The sequence below is a fragment of the Micromonospora sp. S-DT3-3-22 genome (genome assembly GCF_015354745.1).
GTDB lineage: Bacteria > Actinomycetota > Actinomycetes > Mycobacteriales > Micromonosporaceae > Micromonospora > Micromonospora wenchangensis.
Window position 1 is genome coordinate 31,891 of sequence record NZ_JACGMO010000054.1, and the last position, 14,154, is coordinate 46,044.

Sequence of the window (14,154 nt, forward strand, 5' to 3'; positions counted from 1 at the left end):
CGCCTCCCGGGTAGGGAGAGGCGGGCCCGTCGTCGTCGGATCAGTGCTCGGCGGTGCGCCGGGTGCCGGAGTAGTACTCGAAGAGCAGGCCGCAGGCGGCGAAGATGACCAGTACCAGGCCCAGGCCGAGCAGCCAGAACTGCCAGAACACCAGGCCGAGGCCGGCGATCGCGGCGGCCAGCGCCAGCCCGAACGGCCAGTAGCTGCCGGGGCTGAAGAAGCCGATCTCGCCCGCGCCGTCGGCGATCTCACCGTCCGGCCGGTCCTCGGGGCGCAGGTCGATGCGGCGGGAGACGAACCAGAAGAAGCCGCCGCACATCGCGCAGAGCAGGAAGGAGAGCAGCAGAGCCACCGTGCCGACCCACTCGACGTGGCCACCGGAGTCGCCGTACGTCCACGCGCCGTAGAGGGCCGTCGCGCCGAGCAGGAACACGGCGATGATCAGGAAGATACGCCACTCGGTCTTCATGCCGGATACCTCAGTTTCCCGCGCTCGCGGACGCGTCGTCCGGGTTGAAGTTGTCCTTCGTACGACGGGTGTCGAAGGGCTGCGTGGTCTTCGCGTACGGGTCCTGGCCGATGGCGGTCAGCGCCTCCTGCGTCGACTTGCCGTCCCGCTTCGCGGCGAGGAACTGGTCGTACGCCTCCGGGGAGACCACCCGCAGCTCGAAGTTCATGAAGGCGTGGTAGCTGCCGCACAGCTCGGCGCAGCGGCCCACGTACGCCCCCTCGGACTCCAGCTTGGAGACCTCGAACACGTTACGGATCTTGCCGGGCATCACGTCGCGCTTGAACAGCAGCTCCGGCACCCAGAAGGAGTGGATGACGTCGCGGCTGGTCTCCTCGAACCGGATGGACCGGTTGGTCGGCAGCACCAGCACCGGGATGACCTCGCTGGTGCCCAGCACCGACGCGACGGTGTTGGCCTCGGTGCCCTGGCCGTCGCGGTAGTTGAACTGCCAGTTCCACTTGAAGGCGACGACCTCGACGGTGACGTCGGGGTTCTTCGTCGTGCGCACCACGTCGGTCTGGACCACCGCCGTGTAGTAGAAGAGCACGGAGACGATCAGGATCGGCGCGATGGTGTAGAGGAACTCCATCGGCAGGTTGTAGCGGGTCTGCACCGGCAGCTCGTTGCCGCGCTTGCGGTAGCGCACGACGCACCAGAAGATCAGGCCCCAGACGAAGACACCGACCGCCAGGGCGGCGATGCAGGAGGCGATCCACAGGTCGTACATCCGGTGCGACTCGGGGGTGATGCCGCCCTGCGGCCAGCCGAAGCCGTCGACCGAGCGGCCGACGTCACACCCGGTGAGCAGAACCAGCAGCGCAGCTCCGCCGAGACCGAGCCCGGCGAGCCGGCCAGCACCACGCCGCCGACGCACACCGGCTCCGGGGGAAGCACCGTGCCGTACGGCCGACGGCCGTACCTCCGAACTCCTTGCGACCACCTGGTCCTGCCTCCCTAGCGCGCCGCGGTGGGGTATTCCATCAGCACCGACGGCAAAGGCGTCACCGACGGTCGCAGATTACTCGACCATGGCGGGCTCGACGGTCTTGGGGTCAGTGTCCGCCCCCATCGGGGGGTGCCGTCCGCCCCCACGCGATAGCGTCTGCGGTCGTGAGTGCCCACCCGGTCTACCTGGACGCGGCCACCGCCGCGCCGCTGCACCCGGTGGCCCGGCAGGCGCTGCTGGCCGCCCTCGACGACGGCTGGGCCGACCCCGCCCGCCTCTACACCCGGGCCCGCCGCGCCGGGCAGCTCCTCGACGCCGCCCGCGAGGCCACCGCCGCCACCCTCGGCGTCCGCCCCGACGAGGTCTCCTTCACCCCCAGCGGTACGCACGCCGCGCACTCCGCCGTGCTCGGTGGCCTGGTCGGCCGGCAGCGGGCCGGGGCGACGCTGGTGCACTCGGCGATCGAGCACTCGGCGGTGCTGCACGCCGCACAGCGGCACGGGTCGGCCGGCGGCGTCGCGACCTCCGTACCGGTGGACCGGCTCGGCCGCCTCGACCTGGACGCCTGGTCGGCGGCGGTGCGCTCCCCCGGGGTGGCGCTGGCGACGCTGATCGGGGCCAGTCACGAGGTGGGTACCGTGCAACCGGTCGCCGGGGCGGCCGACGCCTGCGCCACCGTCGGGGTGCCGCTGCACGTCGACGCGGCCCAACTCGTCGGCCGGATGCCGGTGCCGGCCGGCTGGTCGGTGCTGACCGCCAGCGCACACAAGTGGGGCGGTCCGCCCGGGGTCGGGCTGCTCGTGGTCCGCAAGGGCACCCGCTGGGAGTCGCCGTGGCCGGCCGACGAACGGGAGTTCGGGCGTACCCCCGGGGTGGTGAACCTGCCGGCGGTGGTGGCGGCGGCGGCGAGCCTGCGCGCGGCGGCGGCCGACGCGGCGGCCGAGGCGGCCCGGCTGACGCCCCTGGTGGACCTGATCCGGTCCCGGGTCGCCGCCGAGGTGCCGGACGTGGAGGTGGTCGGCGACCCGGTCGACCGGCTCCCCCACCTGGTGACGTTCTCCTGCCTGTACGTCGACGGCGAGGTGCTGCTGCACGCGCTGGACCGGCACGGCTTCGCCGTCTCCTCCGGTTCCTCCTGCACCTCCTCCACGCTGCGCCCGTCGCACGTGCTGGAGGCGATGGGGGTGCTGTCGCACGGCAACGTCCGGGTCTCGCTGCACCGGGAGACCACCACGGCGGACGTGGAGCGGTTCCTCGCCGAGCTGCCCGGGATCGTCGCCGAGCTGCGCGCCGACGCCGGCGTGGTGGGCCTGTGACCACCCCGACCGGGCCGGATCACCTTCCGGCCGGCGCGGGCGGCGACGAGGCCGGGCCGGTGGGCCGCCCGACCGGGATCAGCGGCGACGGGACCGCCCCGACCGAGGTGCTGGACTGTCGGGGGCAGCGCTGCCCGCTGCCGGTGATCGCGCTGGCCCGCCGCCTGCCGGAGCTGCCGGTCGGCGCGGTGCTGCGGGTACTCGCCGACGACCCGGCCGCCGCCGTGGACATCCCCGCCTGGTGCCGGATGCGCGCCCAGGAGTTCGTCACCGCCCTCCCCGACGGCCCGGCCTACGACATCCGCCGCACCCGCTGACCCACCCCGCCCCACCCCACCCCACCCCGCCCCGCCCCGCCCCGCCCCGCCCCTGTCGATCATGGAGTTATGGTGGTCGGTCTACGGCATTACTGCCGGTTCGGAGGCACCGCAACTCCATGATCGACAGGGGTGGGGTGTCGATCCGGATCGGGGGAGGCGGCGCGGCCGGTGTGGGTGAAGAGCCGTGACGCGCTCTCGGCGGTGGTGCGGGACCGGTCGACATCCTCCCGTCGCGGCTGCCGTGCTCCGCGCCTGCGGGGCCGACCAGCCCGCGATCGACCGGCTCACCGCGCTGGCCACCCGCTCCGGGACCAGGACAGCCGGCCGCTCACAGTCAGGCGAGGTACCGCAGGATCGCCGGGAGCGGGTCGATCGCGATGGTGGTGTCGACCACCAGCCGGGGGCCGATCAGCGGTTCGTACCCCGCGCCGCGCTGCCGGGTCTGCTCCCAGGTCGGGGCGAGCGGGTCGGCGGCGTGCCGGGCCTCGACCCGGCGACGCAGTTCCGCCTCGTCGCCGCAGTACACCTCGATCAGCCGCAGCGGCACCCCGGCCCGCTCGGCCAACTCGAACCAGAGCCCCCGGGTGCCGGCTCCCGGGTTGACCGCGTCGACCACCACGCTGGTGCCCAGCCCGAGCTGCACCTCGGCCAGCCCGGCCAGCGCGTCATAGCCGGCCAGGCCGGGACCATGGCCGGCCAGCCCCGCCCCGTGGCCGGCCAGCCCGTGTCGGGCCAGCGCCCGCTCGATCGGGTCGACCGGCAGCACCGCAGCGCCCAGCGCCACTCCGACCCGCCCGGCGAGGGTGCTCTTACCCACCCCCGGCAGACCGGCGAACACGACCAGGAGCTGCGTCATGGCACCAGGTGCGGCCGAACGTCCTCGGCGGCGGCCTCACCGTACGACTCGGCCATCCGCTTGACGAACAGGTCACGGCGTACGTCGTACTCCTGGGTGCCGACGGTCTCCAGCACCAGGGTGGCCAGCAGCGAGCCGACCTGGGCGGCGCGTTCCAGGCCGAGACCCCAGGACAGGGCGGCGAAGAAACCGGCCCGGAAGCCGTCGCCGACACCGGTCGGGTCGACGGCCCGGATCTCCCGGGCGATCGGCACCCGGAACGGCTCCGCGTCCCGGGTGGCGATCTCGACGCCGTCCTTGCCGAGGGTGGTGACCCGGACCTTCACCCGCTCCAGGAGCTGGGCGTCGGTCAGGCCGACCTTGCTCTGGAGCAGGGACTTCTCGTAGTCGTTGGTCATCAGGTACTCGGCGCCGTCGATCAGCGAGACCACGTCGTCGCCGTCCATCCGGGCGAGCTGCTGCGACGGGTCGGCGACGAACGCGTAGCCCCGGTCCCGGCACTCGGCCGAGTGCCGGACCATCGCCTCCGGGTCGTTCGCGCCGATCAGCACCAGGTCCAGGCCGCCGAGCCGCTGCGCGACGGGGCCCAGCTCGATGTTGCGGGCCTCGCTCATCGCCCCGGCGTAGAACGAGGCGATCTGGCACATGTCGGTGTCGGTGGTGCAGACGAAGCGGGCGGTGTGCGCCACCTCACTGACGTGCACCGAGTCGCAGTCCACGCCGTGCCGCTCCAGCCAGGAGCGGTAGTCGGCGAAGTCGGCGCCGACCGCGCCGAGCAGGATCGGGCTCAGCCCGAGCTGCCCCATGCCGAAGGCGATGTTGGCGGCCACCCCGCCCCGGCGCAGCACCAGATCGTCCACCAGGAAGGAGAGCGACACCTTGTGCAGCTGGTCGGCGATGAGCTGGTCGGCGAAGCGACCCGGGAAGCTCATCAGGTGGTCGGTCGCGATCGAGCCGGTCACGGCGATCTTCATGTCAACCCTCGGGGTCGGGAGCACGGCGCGGGTCAGCCTACCGGTCGCGCTCGGGCGACGGTCGGGGGTCGGACGACCACCGGCCACCACCTGCTCATCCGCCCGACACGGGCCGGCCACCCCGTGCCGGAGCCCCACCGACGGGCCGGACCGTCCGGCCGGACGGGTGGGCCGGACGCGACGACGGGGCCGTCCCGTGGTGGGACGGCCCCGTCGGGCGCGACGGCCCGCGACTCAGCTGAACGAGTCGCCGCAGGCGCAGGAGCTGCCCGCGTTCGGGTTGTCGATGGTGAAGCCCTGGGCGTCGATCCGGTCGGCGAAGTCGATGGTCGCCCCGGTCAGGTAGGGGGCGCTCATCCGGTCGACGACGACCTCGACCCCACCGAAGTCGGTGACGACGTCACCGTCGAGCGAACGCTCGTCGAAGAAGAGCTGGTACCGCAGGCCGGAGCAGCCACCCGGCTGCACCGCGACCCGCAGCCGCAGGTCGTCGCGGCCCTCCTGCTCGATCAGGGCCTTGACCTTCTGCGCCGCAACGTCGGTGAGGACGACGGAAGTGGGGGCCTGGGCCTCGGTCGGGTCGGTCTGCGCTGGCGTGGTCACGTGGAAATCTCCCTGCGCGGTATGGGTCCGGACACCCTGGCCAACAGCACGTCGCGGCCAGTGATTCCCGGTGTGGTCCACCTCCGATGGTACGCCGCCCCGGCGGAGCCCACCCGGCCGGCGCGATCGCCGCCGCCGGCGGGCCACGGCGGCCCCGGCCGTCCCGGTGGGCTCAACGGCTCCACTGCCGGGCCAGCCGCGCGCCGAGCGCCCGCAGCCCCTCGGCGGGCCGGCCCATCGCCGCCGCCACCCCGCCGCCTTCCTCGCCGCCGAAGTGCTCCACCAGGCTGTACGCCTCGGTCACCCCGGCCGAGGCGGCCTCCCGCCGGCCGGTGCTCACCCGTCCCGCCAGCACCACGCAGGGCACCCCCCGGTCGCGGGCCGCGCCGGCCACCCCGGCGACCACCTTGCCGCGCAGCGACTGGTGGTCGAACGACCCCTCCCCGGTGATCACCAGATCGCAGTCGTCCAGCGCGGCCTCCAGGCCGATCGCCCGGCCGACCAGGGCGATGCCGGATTCGCAGCGCCCGCCGAGGGCCAGGATCGCCGCGCCGAGGCCGCCGGCCGCGCCCCCGCCGGGCAGCCCGCCGAGGCCGGGCGGGCAGCCGGGCAGGTCCTTCTCCAGCACCGCCGCCCAGCGTTCCAACGCGGCGTCGAGCAGCAGCACGTCGGCCCGGTCGGCGCCCTTCTGCGGGCCGTAGACGCTGCTCGCGCCGTGCAGGCCGAGCAGCGGGTTGTCCACGTCGGTGGCGGCGACCAGGGTCGCGTCGCGCAGTCGGGGCGTCCCGTCGAGGGCGGCGACGGCGGTCAGCGCCGCCCCGCCGTACGGCAGGGCCCGGCCTGCGTCGTCGAGCGGCGTCGCCCCGAGGGCGGCGAACAGGCCGGCCCCGCCGTCGTTGGTGCCGGAACCGCCCAGCCCGACCACCACCGTCCGGGCCCCGTGCTCGACGGCGGCGGCGACCAGCGCGCCGAGGCCGTACGAGGTGGTGGCCTTCGGGTCGCGTTCGGCGGCGGTCAGCAGGTGCAGCCCGCACGCCTGGGCGCTCTCCAGGTAGCCGACGCCGTCGGCGGTGAGCAGGATCTCACCGGTCACGGGCCGGCCCAGCGGGTCGACCGTCGGCACCGGCACCCGCCGCCCGTCGAGCGCGTCGGCGAGCACCGTGACGAAGCCCGGCCCGCCGTCGGCGAGGGGACGGATGAGCAGCTCGTCGGCGTCGTCGACCTCGCGCCAGCCGGCGGCGACGGCGGCGGCCACCTCCGGGGCCTCCAGGGTGCCGGCGAACTTGTCCGGACAGAGCAGCACGCGCATGCCCCGAGTGTGGCAGGCCACATCGGCGCGGGGCAGTGTGGCAGCCCACACCGGCAGCGGTCGTGCGAACGGCCCGTTGTGGGACCATGAGGACGTGACTTCGACCTGGGTGGAACCCTCCAACACGGCGACCGCGCTGCTGCTCCTCGGCCGCGGCAGCGACCCCGCCACCGAGCGTGGCGTGGAGTGTCCGGGAGACCTGCCGGCGCCGAGCGACCCGGACCTGGTGGCCCGGGCGACGGCGGCGAAGGCCGCGCTGGGCACGAAGGTGTTCGTTCTCGGCCACCACTACCAGCGCGACGAGGTGATCCAGTTCGCCGACGTCACCGGCGACTCGTTCAAGCTGGCCCGGGAGGCCGCGGCCCGCCCGGACGCCGAGTACATCGTCTTCTGCGGCGTGCACTTCATGGCCGAGAGCGCCGACATCCTCACCACCGACGCGCAGCGGGTGATCCTGCCCGACCTGGCGGCCGGCTGCTCGATGGCCGACATGGCGGTGCTGTCGCAGGTCGAGCGGGCCTGGGAGGTGCTGACCGACCTGGGCGTCGCGGCGGACACCGTCCCGGTGACGTACATGAACTCCTCGGCCGACATCAAGGGCTTCGTCGGCCGCAACGGCGGCGTGGTCTGCACCTCGTCGAACGCGAAGCGGGCGCTGGACTGGGCGTACGCGCAGGGTTCGAAGGTGCTGTTCCTGCCCGACCAGCACCTCGGCCGCAACACCGCCGTGCTGGAGCTGGGCTACTCGCTCGACGACTGCGTGCTCTACGACCCGCACAAGCCGCAGGGCGGGCTCACCGCTGAGCAGCTGCGCGACGCGAAGATGATCCTGTGGCGGGGGCACTGCTCGGTGCACGGCCGGTTCACCCTGGACAGCGTGCAGGACGTCCGGGCCCGGGTGCCCGGGGTCACCGTGCTGGTCCACCCGGAGTGCCGGCACGAGGTGGTCACCGCCGCCGACCAGGTCGGTTCGACGGAGTACATCATCAAGGCGATCGAGGCGGCCCCGGCCGGCTCGGCGTGGGCGGTCGGCACCGAGCTGAACCTGGTCCGCCGGCTGGCGCTGGCCCACCCGGACAAGCAGATCATGTTCCTGGACAAGGCGGTCTGCTACTGCTCCACGATGAACCGGATCGACCTGCCGCACCTGGTCTGGGCGCTGGAGGAGCTGGTCGCCGGACGGGTCGTCAACCAGATCACGGTCGACGCGGACACCGCGCACCACGCCCGGGTGGCGCTGGACCAGATGCTCGCGTTGCCGGGTGCCGACACCCCGCCGCCCGCCACCGCCTGATCACCCGAAGTCACCACCGAAGTACGGAAACGTACCGGAATCGCCGGTTCGTTCCCGTACCGGCGCGGTGACCAATTCCTATTTCGTCACGGAGGGCTATGCTGCCGGGGCGACGTACCACGGGGACCGTTTTGGGCCGGCCCCGTTCCGGGTAGCTGGACAGCTCGTACCGGACAGCTGGACAGCATGCCCCATCATCGACTCACCCCGCACCACCCGACACGCGCTGGAGGTTTGCGTTGACGGACGATGTCCTGGTCGTACACGGAGGTACCCCGCTCGAAGGGCGGATCCGCGTGCGCGGCGCGAAGAACCTGGTCTCCAAGGCGATGGTCGCGGCACTGCTGGGCGACTCGCCCAGCCGGCTGTTCGACGTTCCCAGGATCCGTGACGTCGAGGTGGTCCGCGGGCTGCTCGGCCTGCACGGGGTGAAGGTGACCGACGGCACCGAGGACGGCGAGCTGGTCTTCGACCCGTCGAACGTCGAGAGCGCCAGCACCGACCAGATCAACGTGCACGCCGGCTCCAGCCGGATCCCGATCCTGTTCTGCGGCCCGCTGCTGCACCGCCTCGGCCACGCCTTCATCCCCGACCTGGGCGGCTGCCACATCGGCCCGCGCCCGATCGACTTCCACCTCCAGGCGCTGCGCGAGTTCGGCGCGACGGTCGACAAGACCCCCGAGGGCCTGCACCTGTCCGCGCCGAACGGGCTGCACGGCACCAAGTTCGCCCTGCCGTACCCGAGCGTCGGCGCGACCGAGCAGGTGCTGCTGACCGCGGTGATGGCCGAGGGCGTCACCGAGCTGCGCAACGCCGCCGTCGAGCCCGAGATCATCGACCTGATCTGCATCCTGCAGAAGATGGGCGCGATCATCAAGGTGCACACCGACCGGGTGATCGAGATCCAGGGCGTCAAGAAGCTGCACGGCTACACCCACCGGCCGATCCCCGACCGGATCGAGGCGGCGAGCTGGGCGGCGGCGGCGCTGGCCACCCGGGGGCACGTCGAGGTGCTCGGCGCGCAGCAGGCCGACATGATGACCTTCCTGAACGTCTTCCGCTCCGTCGGCGGCGAGTACGAGGTCACCGACGCCCGCCCGCCGAAGCTCGGCGACCCGGGCCAGGAGGGCGGCATCCGGTTCTGGCACCCGGGCGGCGAACTGAACGCGGTGGCGCTGGAGACCGACGTGCACCCCGGTTTCATGACCGACTGGCAGCAGCCCCTCGTGGTGGCGCTGACCCAGGCCCGGGGCCTGTCGATCGTCCACGAGACGGTCTACGAGCAGCGGCTCGGCTACACCGAGGCGCTGAACACCATGGGCGCCAACATCCAGGTCTACCGGGACTGCCTCGGCGGCACCCCGTGCCGGTTCGGCCGGCGCAACTTCAAGCACTCCGCGGTGATCGCCGGCCCGAGCAAGCTGCACGCCGCCGACCTGGTCATCCCGGACCTGCGGGCCGGGTTCAGCCACCTGATCGCGGCGCTCGCCGCCGAGGGCACCTCCCGGGTGTACGGCGTCGACCTGATCAACCGGGGCTACGAGGACTTCGAGGCGAAGCTGGCCAGCCTCGGCGCGCACGTCGAGCGGCCGTAACCAGCCGCGTCCCCCGGCCGGCCCGGACCCCTGCCGTCGTCCCGGCCGACCCGCTCCACCGAGCGCCCGGTGCACCCGTGATGTGCACCGGGCGCCGTCGTATGGCTACCCTTCACCTCGTGCCGTCGCTGTTTCGCCGCAAGTCCGCCGACTCCGACTCCTCCGCCACCGCCCCGGTAGTGACCGAGGAGCCATCCGCCGCGCGCCCCCGGGGCTACACCCCGAGCAAGAAGGAACTGGGCGTCGAGACCCCGAAGCGGCCGGTCGCCGGTCGCCGGCCGGCCGGCCCGACCCGGCCGCTGACCAAGGAGGAGGCCCGGGAGCAGCGTCGCAAGGCGCGCACCGAGGCCGCCGCCGAGTTCCGCCGCGAGGGCGGCCCCCGGGACCGGGGGCCGGAACGGCTGCTCGCCCGCAACGTGGTCGACTCCCGGCGGACCATCGGCACCTGGTTCTTCGGCGGCGCGTTGATCGTGCTGATCGGGTCGAACGCGGCGATGCCGTCGGCGATCCGGCTCGCCTCGAACGTCGTGTGGGGGGCGCTCGCGCTCGGCGTGGTGATCGACTCGGTGCTGATCTCCCGGCGGATCAAGAAGCTGGTGCGGGAACGCCACCCCAACAGCGGCGAGCGGATGGGGTCGCTCTACCTCTACGCGATCATGCGGTCGATCACCTTCCGCCGGATGCGCGCCCCGGCCCCCCGGGTGAACATCGGCGACCCGATCTGACCGACGTCTCCCGACGGCCCCGCCCGGCGGCGGGGCCGTCGTCGTGTCCGGCGGGCCGTCGTCGTGTCCGGCGGGCCCGGACGGCGGGGCGGGAGCGGGGCGGTCAGGACGGGCGGCGCGGGTCGGGGGCCGGGCTCCGGTAGAGCCGGGCCACCACGTCCTCGATGTCCGGTTCGACGATCGAGAGGTCCCGCAGCGCGGCCAGCCCGGCCAGCGCGGACACCACCTCCGCCACCCCCGCCGACTCCAACGCGTAGACCAGCCGGTGGCCGTCCGCCTCGACCCGGTGCAGCGCCGCCCCCGCCGGTTGCGGCGGGACCGCCAGCGGGGCGTCCAGGTCGGCGACGACGAGCCGGCGAGAGCCGTACCGGGCGTGCAGGGCGGCGATCGACCCGTCGTGCACCACCCGGCCGTGGTCGACCACCACCAGCCGGGCGCAGAGCCGCTCGATGTCGGCCAGGTCGTGGGTGGTGAGCACCAGCGTGGTGTCGCCGGCCCGGCCCAGCTCGGCGAGGAACCCCCGGACCGCCTGCCGGCTCACCACGTCCAACCCGATGGTCGGCTCGTCGAGGAAGAGCACCTGCGGGTCGTGCAGCAGCGCGGCCGTCAACTCGCCCCGCATCCGCTGCCCCAGCGACAGCTGGCGTACCGGGGTGGTCAGGAAGTCGTCCAGGTCGAGCAGGTCACGGCAGCGGCGCAGCCGGGCGGCGTGCGCGGCGGCCGGCACCCGGTAGAGGTGCCGCAGCAGGTCGAACGAATCGGCAAGCGGCAGGTCCCACCACAGTTGGGAACGCTGACCGAAGACCACCCCGATCCGCAGCGCCAGCCGGGTCCGGTCGGCGACCGGGCGCAGCCCGCACACCCGGGCCCGCCCCGCCGACGGACTCAGCACCCCGGTGAGCATCTTCAGGGTGGTCGACTTGCCCGCCCCGTTCGGGCCGATGTAGCCGAGCAGCTCGCCGCGCTCCACCCGCAGGTCGATGCCGTCCACGGCGGTGACGGTCCGTTTCTCCCGGCGCAGCCGGCCCGCCTTCACCCGTACCGTGAACTCCTTGCGCAGCCCGTCCAGTTCGATGACGCTCATGACCCCGTACTCCGGTAGTGGCGGATGCCGGTGCGCCAGGCCGCCGCCGCGCCGGCGACGGCGACCAGCGCCACCCCCGGCGCGACCCAGCCGGCCCACGACGGTAGGCCGAGCGGGTCGGCGCGGCCGAGCAGCGCCAGCGCCGGCTGGTAACTGACGAAGGCGAACCCCAGGCCGTACGCGAAGGCGGCCCGGAACCACCCGTCGAAGACGGTCACCGGGTACGTGGTGAAGTCCCGCCCGCCGTAGGTGACCGCGTTGGCCAGCTCACCGGAGTCGACCCACCAGAACGACACGGTGGCGGTGGCCACGAAGACCGAGCCGAAGAAGACCACCCCGGCCAGCGGGGCGACCACCGCCAACACCACCCGGGCCGGGGTCCAGTCGATCCCGGCCGAGGTCAGCGCCACCACCAGCACGCCCACCCCGAACAGGCCCCGGGACACCTTGCGCAGCGGCAGGTTCATCAGCAGCAGCTGGGGCAGCGCGCCGAGCGGGCGGAGCAGCACCGCGTCGAACAGGCCGGTGCGCACGTGCGCGGGCAGCCGTTCGATGTTGCCGACCAGCAGGTCCGCCACGGCGAAGGCGCTGGCCGACAGGCCCACCATCACCAGCGTCTCGCGCAGCGTGAACCCGCCCAGCTCCCGGGTCACCCCGTAGATCACCAGGACGGTGACCACGTCGAACACGGTGGCCCCGACGTTGCCCACCAGGTCCAGCAGGAACGACGCCCGGTAGGTGGTCTGCGCGCGGGCCTGCGCCCCGAGCAACGCCCGGTACGCCGCGAACGTCCCACCCGCCCGTGGCTCAACCACCCTGCACCACCAGGTGACGTTCGGCCCGCCGCTGCACCAGCCGGCAGACCGCCAGCACCAGCACCGCCCAGCCGAGCTGGAGCGCGACCAGGCCGACCTGGACCGCCGGCGGGTCCCGCTCCACGAGCACGTCGAGCGGGGTCTGCAGCAGGCTCGGGAACGGCGTGCCGCACCACAGCACCAGTTGCAGCCATTCGGGCAGGAAGCGCAGCGGGAAGTAGAGCCCGGCCAGCACCCCCGAACCGAGGGTCCACAGCAGCATCGGGCCCCGCGCGTCCTGCCACCAGTAGGCGGTGGCGTTGACCAGGAACCGGCAGCCGAAACAGAGCACCACGGCGGTCACCACCGAGACCACGAAGAGCCCGACCGTCGACCACCGCGACGGCAGGTAGACGTCGAAGAACAGCGGCCCCACCAGGACCGGCGGCAGCAGCCGGGCCAGGGCGGCGTACCCGGCCCGGCCCAGGTCGGTGGCGAGGTAGCTGGTCACCGGATGCACCGGGCGGAGCAGGTCGGCGGCCACGTCGCCGGTACGGATCCGGTCGGCCAGGTCCGTCCAGCCCCAGAGCAGCACGACGGCGATCAGCCCCTGACCCGCCCAGACGAAGGTGGCGAGCTGGGCCCGGTCGTACCCGCCGACGCCCGCGGAACCGGCGGCGGCCAGCAGCACCGCGCAGCGCAGGAAACCGAAAACGGTGTTGGTCACGGCCCCGGCCAGGGCCGCCTGCCGGTAGGTGGAGTAGCGCCGGAATCCGGCCCGGGATATGGCCCCGAATGTCCGGAACCATCGGGTAACGTTTGCGCTCGTGGACGGTGCCGCAGTGGCGGTGACCGAGCCCACGCCGTTACCCTCCTTCCGCAGCCCCGCCGTGCCGGACGGGGGACTCTACCGGCATCCCGGGGCGCCCTGCACGACAATTTGCAACGAGGTGACACCGCCGTGAGCGAGCGACGCGAGCCGGGCATCGGGCCGCGCCGCACGCGTGGACCCGGAGCCACCCGGTGACGGGCGGCTGGTCCGACCGCTGGGACGCCCCGGCGGAACCGTCCTGGGTGATCGAACCGACGAGCGAATGGCATCCGCAGTTCCCCGGCCAGCGCTACCCCGGCGACATCGGCTCCCGCTACACCGACCCCCGGGCCCGGGGCACCGCCTCCGGCCGCGCCGAGGTGCCCCCGCTCGCCCCGACCCGCCCCGACGGCACCTACCTCGGCCGGTCCTGGTCCGACCTGGACGACGAGCCGCCCCGCTGGGACGGTCCCCGCGACGAGCGGCACGGCGACCACGACCCGTACCGCCGGCTGGCCGACGAGACGTACCGGGGGCCCGCGGACGACGCGTACCGGGGGCCTGCGGACGACGTGTACCGGCGGCCCGCCGACGAGGCGTACCGGCGGCCGTCGGACGAGCCGATCTGGCAGCGGGAACGCCGGCCGCCCGCACCCGAACGGTACGACGACCGACCGGCCGACCGGATCAGCTGGTCGGACCGGCGGCGGGGCGGGGCCGAACCGGCACCGACCGGTTGGCACCGCGACCGGGCCGGCACCGACCGGTACGACGGCCCGCCCCGGCAGGAGCGGAGCGCACCCGGCATCACCCCGGTCTCCCCCGGCCGCCCGCCCGTGTCCCCCGCGCCCCGCCACGAGCCGCCCCGCGCCCGCCCCGACCGGTTCACCGAACCGGACCGGCCGCGCGAACCCGACGAGGGCCTGCCGAGGCGGCGTACCACGAGCGAACGCCCCACCACCGACCGCCGCCCCGCCGGCGACCGCCTGGGCGGGGACCGCCGACCGGTCGAGGAC

General features: G+C 73.7%; 14 protein-coding genes and 1 pseudogene. 6 read left to right on the plus strand and 9 right to left on the minus strand.

The features are described 5' to 3' along the window. Positions 1-40 precede the first annotated feature (40 nt). Complete coding sequence (locus H1A17_RS17275; RefSeq protein ID WP_088644665.1) at positions 41-469, minus strand: cytochrome c oxidase subunit 4; 429 nt, start codon at positions 467-469, stop codon at positions 41-43. A 10-nt stretch (positions 470-479) separates the two neighbouring features. Then, positions 480-1,451: a cytochrome c oxidase subunit II gene (gene coxB / locus H1A17_RS17280; protein WP_088644664.1), complete on the minus strand. Its 972-nt coding sequence runs from the start codon at positions 1,449-1,451 to the stop codon at positions 480-482. Between the two features lie 170 nt (positions 1,452-1,621). Here coxB and H1A17_RS17285 point away from each other — a divergent pair, with 170 nt between their 5' ends. Both H1A17_RS17285 and H1A17_RS17290 read left to right on the plus strand, forming a co-directional pair. Further along, a complete protein-coding gene (locus H1A17_RS17285) occupies positions 1,622-2,773 on the plus strand; it encodes an aminotransferase class V-fold PLP-dependent enzyme (RefSeq protein ID WP_194822338.1) in 1,152 nt (383 codons plus the stop codon). A 77-nt stretch (positions 2,774-2,850) separates the two neighbouring features. Beyond that, entirely contained in the window at positions 2,851-3,090 is a 240-nt protein-coding gene (locus H1A17_RS17290) for a sulfurtransferase TusA family protein (RefSeq protein ID WP_145922966.1), read from the plus strand. Between the two features lie 337 nt (positions 3,091-3,427). On the opposite strand, the gene H1A17_RS17295 is transcribed toward H1A17_RS17290, so the two are convergent. The 4 genes from H1A17_RS17295 to H1A17_RS17310 form a co-directional block, all read right to left on the minus strand. Further along, on the minus strand, positions 3,428-3,949 hold the full coding sequence (locus tag H1A17_RS17295) for an ATP-binding protein (protein WP_145921054.1): 522 nt from the start codon (positions 3,947-3,949) through the stop codon (positions 3,428-3,430). Then, positions 3,946-4,923, minus strand: coding sequence for a carbohydrate kinase family protein (locus H1A17_RS17300; protein ID WP_145921055.1), 978 nt, complete (start codon positions 4,921-4,923; stop codon positions 3,946-3,948). The genes H1A17_RS17295 and H1A17_RS17300 overlap by 4 nt, the downstream gene beginning before the upstream one ends. A gap of 234 nt (positions 4,924-5,157) precedes the next feature. Beyond that, positions 5,158-5,526 carry an iron-sulfur cluster insertion protein ErpA gene (gene erpA / locus H1A17_RS17305; protein ID WP_088644658.1) on the minus strand — a complete coding sequence of 123 codons (369 nt, stop codon included), beginning with the start codon at positions 5,524-5,526 and terminating at the stop codon, positions 5,158-5,160. A gap of 172 nt (positions 5,527-5,698) precedes the next feature. Further along, positions 5,699-6,835: a glycerate kinase gene (locus tag H1A17_RS17310; protein ID WP_194822339.1), complete on the minus strand. Its 1,137-nt coding sequence runs from the start codon at positions 6,833-6,835 to the stop codon at positions 5,699-5,701. Positions 6,836-6,929: 94 nt separating this feature from the next. On the opposite strand from H1A17_RS17310, the gene nadA reads away from it, so the two are divergent. The 3 genes from nadA to H1A17_RS17325 all read left to right on the plus strand — a co-directional run bounded on the left by nadA (position 6,930) and on the right by H1A17_RS17325 (position 10,449). Beyond that, complete coding sequence (nadA, locus tag H1A17_RS17315) at positions 6,930-8,129, plus strand: quinolinate synthase NadA (RefSeq protein ID WP_145921057.1); 1,200 nt, start codon at positions 6,930-6,932, stop codon at positions 8,127-8,129. 239 nt (positions 8,130-8,368) lie between these two features. Continuing rightward, positions 8,369-9,724 (plus strand): UDP-N-acetylglucosamine 1-carboxyvinyltransferase, encoded by a 1,356-nt coding sequence (murA, locus tag H1A17_RS17320; RefSeq protein ID WP_145921058.1) that lies wholly within the window; start codon positions 8,369-8,371, stop codon positions 9,722-9,724. A 101-nt stretch (positions 9,725-9,825) separates the two neighbouring features. Beyond that, positions 9,826-10,449 carry a DUF3043 domain-containing protein gene (locus tag H1A17_RS17325; RefSeq protein ID WP_145921059.1) on the plus strand — a complete coding sequence of 208 codons (624 nt, stop codon included), beginning with the start codon at positions 9,826-9,828 and terminating at the stop codon, positions 10,447-10,449. Positions 10,450-10,552: 103 nt separating this feature from the next. Here H1A17_RS17325 and H1A17_RS17330 read toward each other — a convergent pair whose 3' ends face one another. From H1A17_RS17330 to H1A17_RS17340, 3 genes are read right to left on the minus strand one after another with little or no spacing between them, the layout of a single operon-like run. Beyond that, positions 10,553-11,533 (minus strand): ATP-binding cassette domain-containing protein, encoded by a 981-nt coding sequence (locus tag H1A17_RS17330; protein WP_145921060.1) that lies wholly within the window; start codon positions 11,531-11,533, stop codon positions 10,553-10,555. Then, positions 11,530-12,348, minus strand: coding sequence for an ABC transporter permease (locus tag H1A17_RS17335; RefSeq protein ID WP_145921061.1), 819 nt, complete (start codon positions 12,346-12,348; stop codon positions 11,530-11,532). Before H1A17_RS17335 ends, H1A17_RS17330 begins: the two co-directional genes overlap by 4 nt. Then, the gene (locus H1A17_RS17340; protein ID WP_194822340.1) at positions 12,341-13,189 is read right to left on the minus strand and encodes an ABC-2 family transporter protein; all 849 of its coding nucleotides are present in this window, start codon (positions 13,187-13,189) and stop codon (positions 12,341-12,343) included. Before H1A17_RS17340 ends, H1A17_RS17335 begins: the two co-directional genes overlap by 8 nt. 161 nt (positions 13,190-13,350) lie before the next feature. Between H1A17_RS17340 and H1A17_RS17345 the strand changes: the two are divergent. Beyond that, positions 13,351-14,154: pseudogene (locus H1A17_RS17345) on the plus strand (hypothetical protein); the annotation flags it as partial.